We start from the raw sequence: 18,655 nt of genomic DNA, 5'->3' as shown, positions 1-18,655 counted from the left end.
CTAATCCGCACCTTTGAACCCTAATACTAATTCTCAAACCCATTTAAAATGAAAAAAATAAGCCTATTGCTCGTACTGGCAATGCAACTTACCTTTATCGTTTCCTGTTCAGACGATGATGTCACCCATACAAACGGCGATTCGGAGACTACCGAAGATATCAACGACAAAACAGGGGATGAAGACGCCTACGTTGAACAATATGCCGATACCGATTTTGAGGCCACGGATTGGACCGACGCAACACACAGCAAATCGGCCGACCCTGATTTTGAGGAAGTCTTTGCCGACAATGTCGTAAAACGTTTAGACCTAGTGATTACCGAAGAACGTTGGCAAAGCATGCTTGACGATATGACGTCCCTATACGGTGCGTTTGGGGGTGACTCCGGTGCCGGAAATGGCCCACCTGCTGGAGGACCCGGTGGGGGAGGACTGGTAGAAATCGACGAGGACCCGATTTTCGTGCCCGGCGAGGTTTTCTATAATGGAAAGGAATGGTATCGCGTAGGCCTTCGCTTTAAAGGGAATTCAAGTCTACAATCAAGCTGGTCAAACGGTATCTTAAAACTATCGTTCAAACTCGATTTTGACGAATTTGAAGATGAGTACCCACAAATTGACAACCAAAGATTCTACGGTTTTAAAAAGCTAAGCCTTAAAAACAACTATAACGACAAATCGATGTTACGCGAAAAAGTGGCTACCGATGTATTCAGGGAAGCGGGTTTGGCCAGTTCGCATGCCGCTATTTATGAGGTATACGTTGACCATGGCGACGGTCCTGTTTACTTTGGTGTATATACCATGGTAGAGGAAGTAGACGATACCGTAATCGATACCCAGTTTAGCGATAATGACGGTAACCTGTACAAACCTGACGGCGATGGGGCGAGTTTTGCCGAAGGCACTTTCTCCGAAGAGGTCTTTGTCAAGAAAACCAATGAAGACGAAGCTGATTATTCCGACATCCAAAGCCTTTTTGCCGCGTTACACGCCGATAACCGAACAAGCGACCCCGAAGCCTGGCGAGCCAATTTGGAGACTGTATTTGACACCGATACCTTCTTAAACTATCTGGCGGTGAATACGGTTATTCAAAACTGGGATACCTACGGTAGAATGACACATAACTACTTTCTTTACAACAATCCCGATACCGAAAAACTGGCATGGATTCCGTGGGACAATAACGAAGCCCTACAAAGAGGAAATCAAGAAGGCGCCTTGGCCTTGGATTTCTCCGACCTAAATGAAACGGAATGGCCCTTGATCGGTTATCTCTACGAAGATGACACCTACAAGGCCAAGTACGACGACTATGTTCGCGAAGTGGCCAACAATATCTTTAGCGTAAGTAATATGCAGGCCAAATATTCAACCTATGCCACCTTGGTAGAGCCCTATGCTACCGCTGAAGTCGAAGGATACAGTTTCTTGAATTCAAGCGCCGATTTTCAGGCGGCCATAAGTGAATTGAACAGCCATGTGTCGGAAAGGGCAACGGCCGTGGATAATTATTTGAATTAATCATCTCGATGTAGTGTGATGATGCCGATATAATTCTAGAGGGGAGAATCCGGTGGCCATGGGTAACCGGATTTTTTATATCACCATGGTTCAGAACCTAAACCGAATCGACAAGGAAAACTGGTTTATTGGGGGAAGCCTCGGTATACTCGTTTGTCCGGCAAATATCCCTACTTCCAAGACCCTTTTTTTCTTCATTCTATAACCAACGCCCAAATTCACGTTGATTAAGCCCCCCTCCGAATTCCCGCTATCTTGATCGATGTCGTAGGTCTTTCCCACCCGCGTAAACAAATAGGTCTTCTCGTTTACATCGTATTTAAAAACCAGGGAAGGCGTAATTTGCTCATGCGTTCCAAACTTGGCGTAATTGCGTTCTAGACCGGCGCTGAACTTTTCAGATAACTGGTAATCAAAATAACCTGTCTTAAAAACTTCACCGTTTATACTCACGGGAGTCTCAAATCGGTATTGCGATAAATTGGTGATCAACAAAGAATCTAGGGAAACCTGTTCTTTGCTTGTTATCTGACCATATAGGGAGGAAGAAAAATAGAAACCGAAAATTATAAATACCAGATTCCGCATGAATATAGCTTTTAGCACACCTTTCTTCAAATATAGGAAATAGACTACATCGGGTTTGGAGAAGGACTATTTTTTGATAGAAGTTTAACAGTGGGGCTTTCCATGGAAGAAGAAAGCCCCGGCTTCACTCTAAATTCCATTTCTGATGTCATCACAAAAATTCCATCGATAAAATTCGGGCTTTCGTATAGTCAAAAGGGTCAGACTTCTATTCCTTTTTATAGTGTAGCCTTATAGTTTCACCTTTGAAGTGTTAATTAAAAACACGCTTAAATGAAACTATATATACTAATGGCAAGCTTTTTAGTCGCCCAGATCACTTTTGCCCAAGAAATGGATACTTCTACGGCCCCCAAAGTATGGTCTTTACAAGATTGTATCTCCTATGCCTTAGAGAACAATATCACGGTAAAGGATGCCACCTTGAGCAAGAACATTTCCGAAGTAGACTACAGCAAGGCCAAAGCATCGCGATTGCCCAATCTTTTCGGTAGCGCCTCACAAGGATTTTCGAACGGAACGACCATAGACCCGATTACCAGTGATTATGTGTCTGACCAGATCCACAACACCAATTTGGGAATCAATAGTTCCGTGACCTTATTCCAAGGCAACCAGATCAATAACCAGATCCAACAGAACAAATTGCTTCTGGAGCAAAGTAGCCTATTGGAAGAGGAAGCCAAAAACAGTATCGTAATCAGCATCTTGGAAACCTACTTGCAAACACTTTACAGTAAAGAAGGAATCACCATTGCCGAGAACAATCTTGAGGCATCGGAAAAAGAAGTCCTAAGGGCCAAATCACGTTTAGATGCCGGTTCCATCGCATTGAGCGACTACACCGAGGCCCAAAGTCAGGCCGCCACCAACAAATATCAGTTGATCGCCGCAAAGAACGACTATGCACAGCACATCATAACCCTGAAACAACTGTTGGAACTATCGCCTTTGGATACTATGGAAATAGAGACCATGGCCGAAAACTCCGACCTGATCAACCTAGAACTCAACAAAGAGATCATTTATACCAATGCCTTAGCGTATTTACCCGAAGTGGAAGCTAGTCAGGCGGACATCGCCATAAACGAAAAGGAACTGGATATTGCAAAAGGGGGCTACTTGCCCACCTTATCCTTGGTCGGTAGCCTCGGAACGGGATACACCAGCCTGAACGACAACACCTTTGGTGATCAGTTAGATGTCAACTTCAACCAGAAATTAGGATTAAGCCTAAGCATTCCCATCTTCAATAGAAACCAAACCAAGGCCGCGGTAAAAACCGCTACGATAAATATTGAAAGGGCCCAATTACAAAAGCAAAGTGTAGAGAAAGAAGTCATTAAAAAAGTAGAAACGGCCTATGAAAATGCCGTGTCGTCACAAGAGCAACTTATTGCGGCCCAAGCCTCTTTAGAAGCGGCGGAGCAGTCTTATAATTTGGCCCAGAAAAAATACGAATTGGGTGCCCTAAGCACCACGGACCTGGTCATCAGCCAAAACACCTACACCAATGCCCAACAGAACTATTTACAGGCCAAATATCTAAATATTCTTTACCATCAACTCTTACAATTCTATCAAGGAAACGAAATTAAACTTTAACTCAAATGAAAAATAAAAGAAAAATCACAATAGGCGGTGTTGCCTTCGTTCTCATAGCCCTTGTCGCATATAACTTGCTAAACGGGAGTGATAGCGTAAAAATTGAAGCAAAAACGGTAGCGGCCCAAAAAGGCGATGTAACGACCATGGTTACGGCAACCGGTACCATTGAACCCATCACCCAAGTGGAAGTAGGTACCCAGGTATCGGGGGTCGTAGAAAAGATCTATGTCGATTACAACAGTGTGGTTACCGAAGGACAACTGATTGCCGAGCTGGACAAAACCAATCTCAAGGCAGCTAGCGTACAGGCACAAGCGGCCTATGACAATGCGATCAGTCAGAGAAACTATACCAAGACCATCTACGAAAGACAAAAGACTTTGTTCGAAAACCAGGTTATTAGTCAATCGGATTTCGATGATGCGGTATACAATTACGAAACGGCAAAAGGTAACGTAACCCAACGTTTATCGGATCTACAAAAGGCCAAGACCAATCTAGAATACGCCAATATCTATTCTCCCATAGACGGGGTCGTCCTGTCAAGGGATATTGACGAAGGCCAAACGGTAGCGGCAAGTTATAGTACGCCCACGCTTTTTACCATTGCACAAGACCTAAGGGAAATGCAAGTAGAAGCCGATGTAGACGAGGCCGATATAGGCCAGGTTCAAGAAGGCCAACGCGTAAGTTTTACGGTAGATGCGTATCAGGGGGAAATTTTTTCCGGAATCGTGACACAGGTAAGGCTCAACCCCACGGTAACCTCAAATGTAGTTACCTACACCGTGGTCATTAAAGCCGACAACCCCGACTTGAAGCTTAAACCGGGACTGACAGCCACCATTTCCATATACACCTTAGAATTGAAAAATGTACTATCGGTCGAAGCCAAGGCCATCAATTTTAAACCTACACCACAAGAAATGATGGCATATAACAAGCAGGAGAAGTTAACGGTAGAGCGTCCCAATAATGGACCAAGAACAACCGATGAAGAGGGTGTTACTAAAGTTTGGGTTTTAGAATCTAATGGAGCTATTACTCCAAAAGAAGTGAAACTAGGTGCAAGTGACGGAGTAAACGTTCAAATTTTAAGTGGTATCAATGAAGGTGACAAATTGGTATATAGTTTAAAATCTGAAACTACCCAGTCTAGTGTTGCAGCAGGCGGCACAGAAGAGAGTCCATTTATGCCCAAACGCCCAGGAGGCAAAAAGAAATAACCATGAGCAAAGAAATCATTAAAATACAAGATTTAAAACGCGACTTTACCATGGGAACCGAAACGGTTCATGCCTTAAAGGGTATTTCGTGCACGATCAATGAAGGGGAGTTCGTGACCATTATGGGGTCCAGCGGTTCTGGAAAAAGTACCATGCTCAATATTTTGGGCTGTTTGGATCAACCTACATCGGGTACGTATGAAATTGACGGGGTAAAAGTAAAGGACCTGAGCCGAAACGAGCTGGCCACCATCCGTAACGAAAAAATCGGTTTTATTTTTCAATCGTACAACCTTTTGGCGCGTACTTCGGCCATTGAGAACGTAGAACTTCCCCTTTTGTACAATAGCAAAGTCTCTACCGAAGAACGTCGTGAACGCGCCATAAAGGCATTGGAAATGGTAGGTTTGGCCGACCGGCTACACCATACCCCTTCACAGCTTTCTGGCGGACAACAACAGCGTGTGGCCATTGCCCGTTCCTTGGTCAATAATCCGGTCATGATCTTGGCGGATGAGGCTACGGGAAACTTAGACACCCGTACATCTTACGAAATCATGTCGCTTTTTCAAGAACTGAACAAGCAGGGAATCACCATCACCTTTGTGACCCACGAGCCCGATATTGCCACCTTCAGTAGTAGAACTATCGTATTGAAAGATGGTAATATCATTCAAGATTATTTGAACGACAACATACAATCGGCAGCAGAAGAATTAGCAAAATTACCTAAAGAAGACCATTGATCATGAGAATATTAAACCTATTAAAAATAGCCTATAAGGCGATTGTTCTTAACAAGTTAAGGACCTTATTGACCATGTTGGGAATCATAATTGGTGTGGCTTCGGTAATTGCCATGTTGGCCATTGGCGAAGGCTCCAAGGAAAGTATTCGGAGTACGATTTCAAGTATGGGCTCGAACATGATCACGATACGGCCGGGAGAAGATGTACGGGGAGGGGTCAGACAAGATGCCAGTGCCATGGAATCACTTACCCTAGATGATTATTACGCCATTAAAGAGAAGGCCGAATTGTTGACTTATGTTTCCCCCCTGGTCGATGGGGGCGGTCAGGTCATAAACGGATCGAACAACTGGCCTTCGACAATTTACGGGGTAAACCCCGAGTATTTAGACATTAAGGTGGTCGGCTTGCAAAGCGGAAGCATGTTTACCGATCCCGAAGTAAAGTCGGCCTCTAAAGTAGCGGTAATCGGGCAAACGGTAGTAGACAACATCTTTTCAGATGGAACCGACCCGGTCGGGCAAATGATCCGCTTTAACAACATTCCCTTTATGGTTATCGGGGTACTGGAGGAAAAAGGCGAAAACACCTTTGGCCAAGATCAAGACGATGTGGTCATTGCCCCTTATACCACGGTTCAAAAGCGTATTCTGGCCATTGACCATTTAAACCAGATCATAGCTTCTTCCATCAGTGAGGAAGACGCCCCGAATGCCGTTGGGGAAGTGACCGAAATTTTACGCGCCCAGCACAAACTTTCCGCCACTGAAGACGATGATTTTTATGTACGTTCTATGGAAGAATTAATTTCTACCTTTAGCTCCACCAGTGAAATGTTGACCATTCTTTTGGTGGCCGTAGCGGGTATTTCATTGCTGATCGGCGGCATAGGCATTATGAACATAATGTATGTATCGGTAAAGGAAAGAACCAAGGAAATCGGTCTGAGAATGGCCGTAGGAGGTAAGGGTTCCGATATTTTGATGCAATTTTTGATCGAGGCCATCCTTATCAGCATTACCGGCGGTGTCCTTGGGGTCATCTTAGGATTGGGGGCCACGGTTTTTATTGAAAAGTTCTTACATTGGCCCACCAGTGTGGCCTTGTATTCCATAATCATATCCTTTGCCGTATGTGCGGTTACAGGTATATTTTTTGGATGGTACCCCGCAAGAAAAGCTTCGGTCTTAGACCCGATTACCGCATTGCGCTATGAATAAAACAGTTATGTATAAAAACAAAAAAATAATATTCTTTCAGCATCTACTGATATGGCTTGTCCTGTTTAGTATGCCCTATATATTGTCATACGGGCAAGATCCGGATATCAACAGGCTTATTGCCCACTTTTTGGTTCCGATGTTGTTTTATGCGATTATTTTCTATCTCAATTTTTTCCTTCTGATAGATAAGTTCCTGTTTCCCAAGAAAACCCTTAGGTTCATCCTTATCAACCTTGTGGCCATTGCCTTCTTCATGTTTTTGAAGGAGCAGATAGAGGATATCTTTTTTCAGGACCTGGCGCGAAGACCATCGAACGATAACACTAAGGAAGGACCTCCCATAAAATTATTCCTCTATGTACAGATGATTTCCTATGCGGCGCCCGTGCTTTTTTCCATTGCGATAAAAACCACGAAGCAATGGATGAGGACGGAAGCGGAACGCAAAGAGGCCATTAATTTCAAACTACAGACCGAATTGCAGCACTTGCGCTATCAATTACAGCCACATTTCTTTTTTAATTCGCTGAACAATATCTATTCATTGGTCGATATTTCCCCCGAAAAGGCCAAATCTACCATTCATAGCCTAGGGAAGCTCATGCGCTACCTTTTGTACGAAACCAATACGGAATTGGTGCCCCTTTCCAAGGAAATTGAATTCATGAGAAAGTATATCGACCTTATGAAATTGAGGATTTCGGACAAGACCGAGGTGGAATCGAGTTTCCCCGTTGGCGCCCCCCCTATAAAAATAGCCCCGCTATTATTTATATCCTTGATAGAAAATGCTTTTAAACACGGGGTTTCCGCCAATAAGGAAAGCATCATATCGATTGATATGACGACACAAAAAAACACGGTGAACTTTACTATAGAGAACCACAATTTCCCCAAAGAGGACAATGATAAAAGTGGTTCGGGCATCGGTTTGCAAAATCTTGAAAAACGTTTGCAGTTATTATATCCCAATAAATATACCTTTGAAAAAGAACTCAAAACGGGGGTTTATAGGGTTCATCTAAAAATAGAAACCTAAATGGAAGCAATACAACTGAAGTGCATGATCGTAGACGACGAGCCCATGGCCCTGAACCTAGTGGAGAGTTATGTAGAAAAAACGCCCTATCTATTACTGAAAAAGAAATGCAATAGCGCCATTGAAGCTGTTGAATATATCCGTAACGAAACGATAGACCTGCTCTTTTTAGACATACAGATGCCGGATCTTACAGGACTTGAATTTTCTAAAATGCTACCCAAACACACCCGGGTCATTTTTACCACGGCCTTTGACCAATATGCCTTGGAAGGCTTTAAGGTAGAAGCCTTGGATTATTTGCTGAAACCTTTCGACTATGCCGAGTTTTTGACCGCTTCGAACAAAGCCTTGGAATGGTTTACCCTGCTTCGAGGCCAAAACAAAACCTCGGTTTCCGATAAAAAGGAATTTCTCTTTGTAAAATCGGAATACAAGCAGTTGCGCATTAAACTCTCCGATGTACTGTATTTTGAAGGCTTAAAGGACTATATCAAGATATGGCTGAAAGACAACCCCAAACCGGTGCTCACCTTGATGAGCCTAAAAAATCTCGAAGAAGAACTACCCAAATCCCAATTTATGAGAGTACACCGGTCATTTATTGTATCCTTAAAAAATATTGAAGTCATTGAACGAAGCCAAATCCTTATCAACGAGCAGCGGATTACGGTTTCGGAGCAGTACAAGCCCAAGTTTTTGGAGTTTATCAATGACAATTCATTGAACACCTAACTTCTTCCATTATCGTCCTAGTCTCTATCTATATTTTTTTTTAAAAGGAAAAAGGTCGATTTCCACTAAAATATAAAAGCCAGAATAAGCCTAAGTGGTATAAAATAAAGGCGTAGCTTTGCCGCTTCAAAAAAAAGTCTATGAAGCGTATCGGTCAGTATAAGAAGTTATTTGGAATTGAAAAGGAGATTGAACTTAAGGCACTTAAGTCAACCTACCGCAATTTGGTCAAGGAATGGCATCCGGATAAATTTCAAGAAGGTGACGCCAAACGCGAAGAGGCCGAAGTCAATAGCCGAGCTATCATCGACGGATACCACTTTTTGGTGAGTATCGCCCCCGAGACCATAGCGGCGAATTTAGAGGCCTATACCGAAACGATCAACAATTCGGGTATTGCCGATTACATACACAAGGGTATGGTTTTGGAAATTACCTTTTTAGACGGTACTACCTATGAGTACTTTGGCGTTACCAAGCCCGTTTATATGAAAATGGTCAATTCCCATAAATTGAACCGTTTTGCGAAACGTAGCATTTACCCAAACTACATTTACAGAAAATCTAAACGTACGCTCCAAGAAGCTTAAGCGTTTGTTTTTAATACCATTACAAAAGGGGCTAATTCTTTTAAGTCCCTTTTTTTCAATTACATAGTCCGTCATTTTACACAATTCACGGACGCCCCTGCCTATCTTTGCCAAAATTTATCATATGTCAAAATCATTTTCAGCTTTAGGGATCAACGAACAACTGCTAGAGAGTTTAGCCGACCTAAAAATTTCCGTTCCCACCGATATCCAAAAGAAAACCATTCCCATCCTGTTAAAGCAAAAGGATGATGTAGTGGCCTTGGCCAAGACGGGAAGCGGTAAGACCGCGGCTTTTGGCTTGCCCTTGCTTCAATTGATCCATACCGATAAAACGGAGGTACAGGCCGTTATTCTATCGCCAACACGGGAATTGGGGCAACAGATCTATGAGAACCTGGTTTCCTTTGCGGCCCATAGTCCGGCTATCTCCATTGCTTCCGTTTGTGGCGGCATTCCCATAAAACCCCAAATAGAACGGTTAAAGGAGACAACGCATATTGTCGTAGCTACACCTGGCCGATTGATCGACTTGATCCAACGGAAGGCCGTTAGCCTAAAAAAACTAAGGTACTTGGTCTTAGATGAGGCCGACGAGATGGTAACCGCCTTGAAAACGGACTTGGACACCCTAGACGCAGAGATGCCCAAATCGAGACGGACATTGCTCTTTACCGCTACCATGCCGGGAACGGTAAAGCAATTGGTACAGAACTATATGTCGAAGCACGTAGTGCACCTAGAGGCCGATATGGTACAAATGGGCCACCAAGGCATCGACCATAAATATATGGTAGTCGAACCTATTGAAAAACTTGAGGTGCTGCTCCACTTTTTAAATAGCAAAGAAGGGGAGCGCGGAATCATCTTCTGCAAGACCAAAGCGGCAGTGAATAAACTGGCGAAGAAACTGGCCATCAATAAATTTTCTTCCGGGTCAATTCACGGTAGTCTCACCCAAGGAATCCGAGATCGGATCATGGGACAGTTCAGGGAAGGGTTTATCGATATTCTTGTGGCGACGGATTTGGCCGCCCGTGGTATTGACGTTAAGGAAATATCCTATGTGGTGAATTACCACTTGCCCGACACCTATGAAGCCTATGTACACCGAAGCGGCCGTACGGCCAGGGCAGGGGCAAAGGGACTTTCATTAACCATTATCCAAGAAGAGGAACGGGAAGACATTCCGGAATTTGAAAAGGAATTGGGACTCGTTTTCAAGGAGCTTAAAAAACAAGGTGCCGAGGATAGGGAAGAAACCAATTTGGTACTCTGGGCCAAGAAAATTTTCAAGACCAAACCGAACCGAAACGTTTCCCCGGAAGCCAAAGAAAAAATAAAGACCATTTTCCATCATTTGACCAAGGAAGAATTGATAGAAAAAGTACTGGCCGACCATGTGATGCACCACACCACGGCCAACCAAAAAATAGAGGCGTCTTCAAAACACTGATCCATGGCCAACAACATTCGTAATCAACAGGATATTTTAGCGAAACTCAAGATTTCCGCATTGAACCCCATGCAAGAGGAAGCCCTAGAGACCATTGCAAAAACAACCAACACGATTTTGCTTTCGCCAACGGGCACCGGCAAGACCTTGGCCTTTCTTTTGCCCCTTATCGACAGCCTAGATCCCGAATGTACCGAAATCCAGGCCTTGATCTTGGTACCTTCACGCGAGCTGGCCATACAGATCGAACAAGTAGTCCGTGATATGGGCTCCGGTTTTAAGGTGAATGCGGTATACGGCGGTCGACCTATTTCCAAGGATAAAATTGAATTAAAACATACACCGGCGATCCTCATAGGTACACCGGGAAGAATTGCCGACCATTTTGGTGGCGACCGTTTTTCTAAAACGGATATCAAGACCTTGGTCTTGGATGAGTTCGATAAATCGCTAGAAACGGGATTTGAAGGTGAAATGAGTACGATCATCAAGCAATTGCCCCATCTGAACAAGCGTATCCTTACTTCCGCTACACAGGGGGTTGAAATTCCTAAATTCGTTCGGTTGGACCAAGCCGTGACCATTGATTACCTAGCGGCCAAAAAAGAATCGAAACTGACCATTAAAACGGTGGTTTCGCCGGATAAGGATAAATTGAGGACCTTGGCCGAACTACTGCTGCACCTTGGCGACCAACCCGGGATCATCTTTTGCAATTTTAGGGAGAGCATCGAACGTGTCAGCGGGTTTTTAGATAAACATAAGATCCAATACACCTGTTTTTCAGGGGGGATGGAACAGAGGGACAGGGAGCGTTCTTTGATCAAGTTCAGAAATGGCACTAGCCGAATATTGATCGCTACGGATCTGGCGGCAAGGGGAATAGATATTCCCGAGTTGAAGTATATCGTTCATTACGAGCTTCCAAGGGCCATGGAAGAATTTACCCACCGTAATGGCAGAACGGCCCGTGTAGATGCGAAAGGAACGGCCTATGTCTTGCAATACAAAAACGAAGATGTACCCGAGTTCATCAAAGGTACCGAAAGTATAGCTATTGGCGAAAAAGCGGCCCGTAAACCCCAATTATGGGAAACCCTGTTTATTTCTGGCGGTAGAAAGGATAAGATCTCAAAAGGGGATATTGCCGGACTCTTCTTTAAACAAGGCGGCATCAAAAAAGACCAGTTGGGTGTTATCGAGCTTAAACAAGATTGTGCCTTTGTAGCCGTTCCCTTGTCGATTGCCGATCAGTTGGTCGGAACATTGAACAACTCCCGCCTAAAAAATAAGAAAGTTCGCATTTCCATTTTGTAAAACGACGATAATTACCCTTCGATTTCCATATAAAACTTAAGCTCCGGCCCTGATGATTTATCACCGATGTGCCTCTTTCTTTAAAATTTTCCTTCCGAAATAGGGCTAAAACCTCCTTTTGGAAGGAAAAAAAGTCATCGATAAGGCATAAAAACCGCCTAATTGTAACCGAGTTCACTTTACGGATATCTCCCCAAAAACACAACTTACCACAGAATACCGCCCATAATCAAGGCATAATGAGTCCATATTCAAGCCAAACGGGGCAAAATTAAATGAATACTTAAAAATAGATTTTGTAAGAAGTTGAAAATAAGTAAATTAAAATGTTGAATGTTGGAAAATTGGCGCCATCTTTGCAAAATAATAAGTACTATAAATTTTTAATTACATTACAATGAGTAAAGGAACAGTAAAATTTTTCAATGATACAAAAGGATTTGGTTTTATCACTGAAGAAGGCGTTGAAAAAGATCACTTTGTACACATTTCAGGATTAGTTGACGAAATTCGCGAAGGCGATGAAGTTGAATTCGATCTACAAGAAGGCAACAAAGGTTTGAACGCAGTGAACGTAAAAGTTATCTAATACATATACTTTAAGTTTTACAAAAGCCCATCTTAATCGATGGGCTTTTTTTTGTGCCTATATTTTGCCCGAATAGCTTCCCGACATACACTGTGCCTTTGTTATGGCGGCTTCCACTAGGCCGGCCAAGAACCAAAATCAACTCCAAAACCATTATAAATTTAATACGTGCAAACACCCCATTCGTCTATAATTTTAAGAGTTGTATAGATATAAATGCGGTGTTGGTCTATATACTTCTTCACCTTCAACTTATAAGACTACCTTTGCGGCTCTATAAACAAATACTAAACATAAATGATGAAAAAAGTAATAGCATCGATAGCCCTCGTGGCCGCCCTATCCAGTTGTAATAGTGTAAAGAACGTAAACACGTCTAATGTAGCGGATGCCGCGACACTGCTGGGTTCATTGAGCTCAAACTCGACCGTTCAACAAGTGGCCAGCTTATTTAGCCTATTGGATACGGATAAGAACGAAGCCATAAGCTCAACGGAAGCTATCGGTTCGGTTTCAGAGAATTTTGCGCAATTGGATACGGATAACAATTCAAGTCTTAACCTTACCGAACTACAAGGCCTTCTTGCTTTGCTGAAATAATAGGAAGGAAAAGTATCGTATAACTAGGCGTGTTCTATTCGAATACGCCTTTTTTCTACCCTAAATTTAAAATACCGTGTTTTTCCATATCTATAGAATCCCCCAATTCGTAGATTGAAAACATCCCTTCGTCTAGTTTACGGTAAAAACAGCCATGTGAAATTAAACCAGGGAGAAAAATAAGTGTCAAAGTAGTGATCGCAATACTAAAAGTTTAACTTTTTAAATCTTATGCATCATGAAAACAAACATTAAAACATACGTAGTAGCTTCTTTATTTTTAATCGCTTGTACCGTTTCGGCTACGGCACAAACCCGCAAGCGTACCGCAACAAAGGTCACAACTACCAAAACTGTAGTGAAGACGACCCCAAACAGGGTATCGAGCAGAAGAGTGGTCTACAAAACCCCAAAAAAGAAGGTGGTATCGGTAAGAACCGTGCCCAACAGAACGGTTATTAAGCACAAGGGCAATAACTATTACTATTCCAACAATAAATTTTACACCGTATCAAGAGGACGATACATTGTAATAGCCCCTAAAATTGGCTTTAGAATAAAAACCCTTCCTTCAGACTATAGAAGAATTCGTTTTAACAATCGGGTATATTTTTATGTGGGCGGAACCTTTTATACCGAAGTAAATTCAGAGTACGAGGTGGTAGAACCTGAAGTAGGCACCATAGTATATGAGCTTCCCGATGGATATGAAAAAGTAAATATAGACGGACAAACCTATTTTGAGTTCGCCAACATCCTTTATGAAAAAATACAGGTAAATGGCACGAGGGCCTATGAAGTGGTGGGTATCATAGATATGGAGTAAGTATAAAACACCTGTATGCAATTAAATGGGCGGCTACCGATGAAAGGGTAGCGGCCCTTTTTTATTGGCTCGGCAAAGTAAAACCCCTATCTCATCGATTAAGGGGCATCACGGGGAATTCACCTCCATCTCCATAAAATAAAAGACGCGTTTTGGATAAAGCCTTCAAAATAAAGATGTAGTTTCGCGCGGCATAAAATTTTAGGATTACGGAGTACAGTTATTCCGATAAAAACAGGAGGAAGGATGAGTGAAGCGTTGGAAAAAAGCCCAGAAGTAAGCTTAGAGGAAGTAGAGAAATGTATTGCCGTTCTAGAACGATTGGTGGCCGACACCGATCAAATATTTGAAATCCCAAAAGAACAAAGAACCACCCTCATAAAGGTATCGGGACAACTATCCCGGCCGAGTAGGGAAGAGTTCTCCAGAAGAAAAAAAGACGCCAAAAAAGCGGCCAAGCGCAAGCAAGCGGCCAAAGACAAAAGCGCCCGTAACCAGACCGGTATTCGCCACGCCCGTGAGGCCTCGGTGTTTGTGGCGCCAAAATTACTGGCTGCGGCCGACCTAGCGGCAAAGGATACTCCGGAATTGGAATCGCCCCGCGATTGCTACGTCTGTAAGGCCAAATTTACCAAGCTCCACCATTTCTACGATACCATGTGTACCGAATGCGGAGACCTAAACTATGCCAAACGCTTTCAAACGGCCGACGTAAAGGGCCAAGTGGCGGTGATTACAGGTTCACGCCTAAAGATCGGCTACCATATCAGCCTGATGCTCTTGCGTGGAGGGGCCACCGTTATCGCTACCACCCGTTTCCCTGTGGATTCTGCTTTACGTTTTTCCAAAGAGGCCGATTTTATGGAATGGGGCCATCGTCTTAAAATACACGGACTCGACCTAAGGCATATCCCCAGTGTGGAAATCTTCTGCAACTACATTGAGCAGAACTATGAAAAACTGGATATTCTCATCAACAATGCGGCCCAAACCGTCCGACGTCCGGCAGGTTTCTATGCCCATCTTATGCTAAATGAAGAAAGGCCCTTTGAGAGCTTGCCCCAATTTGCACAAGATGTGCTGGCCGACCATATGAGTTGCCTGGGCGAACTTACCGAACTTACTTCCGCGGCTTCCTCCAACAAGAACATGCCCGTTTCATGGCACGGTCCGGAACCCGGCATCGGTTTACGCTCTTCCGCGAGATTGTCGCAGATTCCCTATAGTTTTGACGCAAGCCTAGTGACCAAGGAGGTCTTCCCCGAAAGTGAACTGGATGCCGATTTACAACAAGTAGACCTGCGTAAGACCAATAGCTGGCGCCTAAAATTGGGAGCTATTGAAACTACTGAAATGGTAGAGGTACAATTGGTAAATTCCGTTGCGCCCTTCGTCTTGTGCAACCGACTTTCGGAAATCATGAAAAAGGAAAATACCGGGCAAAAACACATTATAAACGTATCGGCCATGGAAGGTAAGTTCCACCGGTTTTTTAAAGAATCGCGACACCCCCACACCAATATGGCAAAAGCGGCCCTGAACATGCTTACCCATACAGCTTCGGGCGACCTGGCCAAATTCGGTATTTATATGAATGCGGTGGATACGGGATGGGTGACCGACGAAGACCCTGCGGAATTGGCCAAAAGAAAGCAGGAAGTCCATGATTTTCAACCCCCATTGGATATTGTTGACGGCGCCGCTAGGGTAGTAGATCCTCTTTTTGATGGTATCAATACCGGTAAGCATTGGTGCGGAAAGTTCCTAAAGGACTACTTCCCGATTTCTTGGTAGTAACAAGCTTGGCGTCTAGGCCGTGACGGTACGGGAGTATTCCATAAAGTGATTTTCTAGGCGCTTCAACTGCGGATGGGCTTTTTCGGCATAGATTACAAACTGACTTTTCTTAATGCTTGCCGCCATGGCGATCAGGCCTGTAGCTTCCTTTTTGTTCGATAGAAATTCGGCATCGTCGACACTTATGATCTTCAATTCGGAAATACTAACCCCATTGGTCAAAAACAGGTTGTGAAGTGTTTTGGGCGTGGTAATCAAAATATCGATACCCAAGTATATTTCGGACTTCTGCACATCTATATGCAGCTGCTCGTAACTGGCATACACCCGTAATGAGCTGTATTTGGTGTATTCTATAAAGGTTTGGTACAGTTCCAACACCTTCTCTTTGTTCTCTACCATAACCACCGCCCTTGGGGCGTCTCCTACAGCCTCACATTTTAGCTTCTGCAAGGTGGTCAACACCAAGGTGGTCGTTTTCCCGCTGCCTTCCTTGGCGAAGGCAAAGACATTTATACCACTTTTGATTACGGGAATGCTACTTTTTTGAAAGGGCGTTGGGGTTTCAATTTCCAGACGCTCTAAATTCTCAAGCAAGTGGGGATGTAATTTTCTAAAGGGCATACGCTTTATCTACTAAAATTGAGGTTCTAAATCCGATGTGTTCCAAAACGCAAAGATAGGGACAAGCATTGGGGAAAGTGAAATATGGGCGACAACTTATTTTAAATTGAAGATCGGCCTTAAAAAAACGTAATTACCGTCTTTCAGGAGCATGCCAGAGAACGCCAAGAACCTTATACGAGAATAATGCGACAGACATGGTTGGATTTTTAGCTAAATTGGAACTGGATGGAAATAAAAACACAGAATTAATTATTTTTCAACCCGAAGAAAATCCATCAGAAAAAAAGAATACTCAATCAACTTGGAATGCCATAAATAAAGATGAACTTATGGATTGGATCCAAAAGCAGACGAAAAAATAACTATGCAGAAAAAAGGTTACAATTAAATGATAGAAAATATTATACATAACAATGAACGTTTAAACGTTTCATTAAACAAGAAAAAATAGAGGTGAGCGGATATTTTTCAGACGGATCTAGGGCATTTTTGCTGAATTACGGCATTTTTGAAGAAACCAGTATTAAAATTTATGATTTTAGGGTATTTAGAAAAAGGGAAGGCTTAGGAACAAATGTTCTAACTGAATTTGAATTATGTTCAAAGAAAAACGGTTTTAAAAAAATATTTGGTGAGCTAACTAACAGCCCTTATTATTCTCCACCAGAAGTCTTAATTGGGTTTTATAGAAAAATGGGGGTTGATGTAAGACCAAAGAAACGAGGAATGCAATATGCTGAAATATCAAAAAACATTTAGTTTGAAGATAATGATGATATAAATACGTCACTCAAATTAATTGTATTACAAAAGTAAATAACCGTTTGCAGCAACTTGAGCTTGTTTTCACAAATGGACTTCCTACTAACCATAGACAAACGCATCAGTTTTTTTTGTCTTCGCTCATTTTTTTTCCGATTGAAACCTAAATTTGTATAAAAGCTGTGCTACAAATCGGGGAATGAACCGTTTACAAGACATGCGATTTTTTCGTCCAATATTGTATCATTTTTGGCGTTTTATATATTCAATATATTTCTTTGGTCACCTGTGAATAAATTGTTCGTTGACGGAGGAAAAAAAAGGGAAGCCCCAAATAAAAGAATAGCGGCCCGTGAATAATTTATGCCAGAATGTCAAGACCGATAGAAAAATTAGAGAACTTATTAAGTAAGCCGCATAGAATAGTTGTTGTCTGTGTACTTTTTTCCGTTTTTTTATTTTTGCTATCCGCATGTTTTATTAAGGTGGCCAATTTTGCCTATGGCCTTACACTTTCCCTGGTAATGCCAATAATTATATCTTACCCCATATCCTTGGTGGTTATAGGTTATACCAAGAAGATTAAAAAACAGAAGCAGGAACTCGCTGAATTAGACATCCTTAACAAAAAGCTGTTTACGTTAATATCACATGATATTAGGAGTCCCATGGCCACCTTAAAGGGTTTGGTCGACTCTATGGCGTTCAATGACTTCGATAGGGAAACGGAAAAAGAGTATTTGGGGCGCCTGTCAAAACACATTGCGAACCTTGATCTATTTTTAACCGATTTATTACAATGGTCACAAGACCAAATAAAAGGCAAACCCGTAAAATCTTCCCTGTTCAAGGGCAAGGAAACCATTGTCCAAATCGCGGGGGTCTTCGAAGCGATGCTACTCGAAAAACAAATAGATTTTACCCTGGGCGATTTGAACGGCACCATATATGCCGACCCGCGGAACTATGCTTTTGTTGTTCGAAATGTTTTGCACAACGCCATTAAGTTCACCCCGAAAAAAGGTAGCATAAATATTTGCCTAAAAACGGAAGGCCATGAGGTACATACCATAATCAAAGATTCTGGAGTGGGACTTTCCAAAGTAGAAATAGATACCATATTCGAAGGTGAAAAGCTCTTTACCCAATTGGGTACATCAGAAGAAAAAGGAACCGGGTTCGGGCTAAAGGCTTCTATAGATTACCTAAAGAAAAACAAGGGCAGGTTAAGTATAGAGAGTACGCCGGAGAAAGGGACGAGCGTCTCTATAATACTTCCGAATTCGCCTCTTTCGGCGTAATGGCCCACAAAATTCCTTTCATGCCCAATTTATAAAATAGGCTGTAATTCAAACCCTTCGGCATTCTTATTAAAATAGAATTTACCCTTATC

At 42.7% G+C, this 18,655-nt stretch carries 19 protein-coding genes; 17 read left to right on the top strand and 2 right to left on the bottom strand.

Going from position 1 to position 18,655, the window contains the following annotated elements; genetic code table 11:
- Positions 1–48 precede the first annotated feature (48 nt).
- Positions 49–1,530 (top strand): CotH kinase family protein, encoded by a 1,482-nt coding sequence (locus BW980_RS11515; RefSeq protein ID WP_076455355.1) that lies wholly within the window; start codon positions 49–51, stop codon positions 1,528–1,530.
- A 90-nt stretch (positions 1,531–1,620) separates the two neighbouring features.
- Here the strand turns inward: BW980_RS11515 and BW980_RS11510 are convergent, their stop codons facing one another.
- Positions 1,621–2,118 (bottom strand): hypothetical protein, encoded by a 498-nt coding sequence (locus BW980_RS11510; protein WP_076455354.1) that lies wholly within the window; start codon positions 2,116–2,118, stop codon positions 1,621–1,623.
- Positions 2,119–2,391: 273 nt separating this feature from the next.
- On the opposite strand from BW980_RS11510, the gene BW980_RS11505 reads away from it, so the two are divergent.
- The 13 genes from BW980_RS11505 (at position 2,392) to BW980_RS11445 (ending at position 15,870) form a co-directional block, all read left to right on the top strand.
- Positions 2,392–3,723, top strand: a complete 1,332-nt coding sequence (locus BW980_RS11505; RefSeq protein ID WP_076455353.1) for a TolC family protein — start codon at positions 2,392–2,394, stop codon at positions 3,721–3,723.
- Positions 3,724–3,728: 5 nt separating this feature from the next.
- Positions 3,729–4,952, top strand: a complete 1,224-nt coding sequence (locus BW980_RS11500; protein WP_076455352.1) for an efflux RND transporter periplasmic adaptor subunit — start codon at positions 3,729–3,731, stop codon at positions 4,950–4,952.
- Positions 4,953–4,954: 2 nt separating this feature from the next.
- Positions 4,955–5,698, top strand: a complete 744-nt coding sequence (locus tag BW980_RS11495; RefSeq protein WP_076455351.1) for an ABC transporter ATP-binding protein — start codon at positions 4,955–4,957, stop codon at positions 5,696–5,698.
- Positions 5,699–5,700: 2 nt separating this feature from the next.
- The gene (locus BW980_RS11490) at positions 5,701–6,921 is read left to right on the top strand and encodes an ABC transporter permease (protein WP_076455350.1); all 1,221 of its coding nucleotides are present in this window, start codon (positions 5,701–5,703) and stop codon (positions 6,919–6,921) included.
- 7 nt (positions 6,922–6,928) lie between these two features.
- Complete coding sequence (locus BW980_RS11485) at positions 6,929–7,963, top strand: sensor histidine kinase (RefSeq protein ID WP_083690473.1); 1,035 nt, start codon at positions 6,929–6,931, stop codon at positions 7,961–7,963.
- Positions 7,964–8,698 (top strand): LytR/AlgR family response regulator transcription factor, encoded by a 735-nt coding sequence (locus BW980_RS11480; protein WP_217694801.1) that lies wholly within the window; start codon positions 7,964–7,966, stop codon positions 8,696–8,698. It begins immediately after the preceding gene.
- A 140-nt stretch (positions 8,699–8,838) separates the two neighbouring features.
- On the top strand, positions 8,839–9,288 hold the full coding sequence (locus BW980_RS11475; RefSeq protein WP_076455348.1) for a KTSC domain-containing protein: 450 nt from the start codon (positions 8,839–8,841) through the stop codon (positions 9,286–9,288).
- Between the two features lie 124 nt (positions 9,289–9,412).
- Positions 9,413–10,744 carry a DEAD/DEAH box helicase gene (locus BW980_RS11470; RefSeq protein WP_076455347.1) on the top strand — a complete coding sequence of 444 codons (1,332 nt, stop codon included), beginning with the start codon at positions 9,413–9,415 and terminating at the stop codon, positions 10,742–10,744.
- Positions 10,745–10,747: 3 nt separating this feature from the next.
- The gene (locus BW980_RS11465; protein ID WP_076455346.1) at positions 10,748–12,061 is read left to right on the top strand and encodes a DEAD/DEAH box helicase; all 1,314 of its coding nucleotides are present in this window, start codon (positions 10,748–10,750) and stop codon (positions 12,059–12,061) included.
- A 397-nt stretch (positions 12,062–12,458) separates the two neighbouring features.
- Positions 12,459–12,650 (top strand): cold-shock protein, encoded by a 192-nt coding sequence (locus BW980_RS11460; RefSeq protein ID WP_027075965.1) that lies wholly within the window; start codon positions 12,459–12,461, stop codon positions 12,648–12,650.
- A gap of 300 nt (positions 12,651–12,950) precedes the next feature.
- Positions 12,951–13,250: a hypothetical protein gene (locus BW980_RS11455; RefSeq protein WP_139327663.1), complete on the top strand. Its 300-nt coding sequence runs from the start codon at positions 12,951–12,953 to the stop codon at positions 13,248–13,250.
- Between the two features lie 238 nt (positions 13,251–13,488).
- Positions 13,489–14,076 carry a DUF6515 family protein gene (locus BW980_RS11450; protein ID WP_076455344.1) on the top strand — a complete coding sequence of 196 codons (588 nt, stop codon included), beginning with the start codon at positions 13,489–13,491 and terminating at the stop codon, positions 14,074–14,076.
- Positions 14,077–14,322: 246 nt separating this feature from the next.
- On the top strand, positions 14,323–15,870 hold the full coding sequence (locus BW980_RS11445; protein ID WP_076455343.1) for an SDR family oxidoreductase: 1,548 nt from the start codon (positions 14,323–14,325) through the stop codon (positions 15,868–15,870).
- Positions 15,871–15,885: 15 nt separating this feature from the next.
- Here the strand turns inward: BW980_RS11445 and BW980_RS11440 are convergent, their stop codons facing one another.
- On the bottom strand, positions 15,886–16,497 hold the full coding sequence (locus tag BW980_RS11440) for a DEAD/DEAH box helicase (RefSeq protein WP_076455342.1): 612 nt from the start codon (positions 16,495–16,497) through the stop codon (positions 15,886–15,888).
- Positions 16,498–16,694: 197 nt separating this feature from the next.
- Here BW980_RS11440 and BW980_RS22170 point away from each other — a divergent pair, with 197 nt between their 5' ends.
- The 3 genes from BW980_RS22170 to BW980_RS11430 all read left to right on the top strand — a co-directional run bounded on the left by BW980_RS22170 (position 16,695) and on the right by BW980_RS11430 (position 18,563).
- Entirely contained in the window at positions 16,695–16,862 is a 168-nt protein-coding gene (locus BW980_RS22170; RefSeq protein WP_245800038.1) for a hypothetical protein, read from the top strand.
- Between the two features lie 91 nt (positions 16,863–16,953).
- Positions 16,954–17,259, top strand: coding sequence for a hypothetical protein (locus BW980_RS11435; protein ID WP_139327662.1), 306 nt, complete (start codon positions 16,954–16,956; stop codon positions 17,257–17,259).
- Positions 17,260–17,786: 527 nt separating this feature from the next.
- Positions 17,787–18,563 carry a sensor histidine kinase gene (locus tag BW980_RS11430; protein WP_175609883.1) on the top strand — a complete coding sequence of 259 codons (777 nt, stop codon included), beginning with the start codon at positions 17,787–17,789 and terminating at the stop codon, positions 18,561–18,563.
- The last annotated feature ends 92 nt before the right edge of the window (positions 18,564–18,655 follow it).

This window comes from Zobellia uliginosa, assembly GCF_900156625.1.
GTDB lineage: Bacteria > Bacteroidota > Bacteroidia > Flavobacteriales > Flavobacteriaceae > Zobellia > Zobellia uliginosa.
This window is presented reverse-complemented; position numbering and strand designations above follow the sequence as displayed.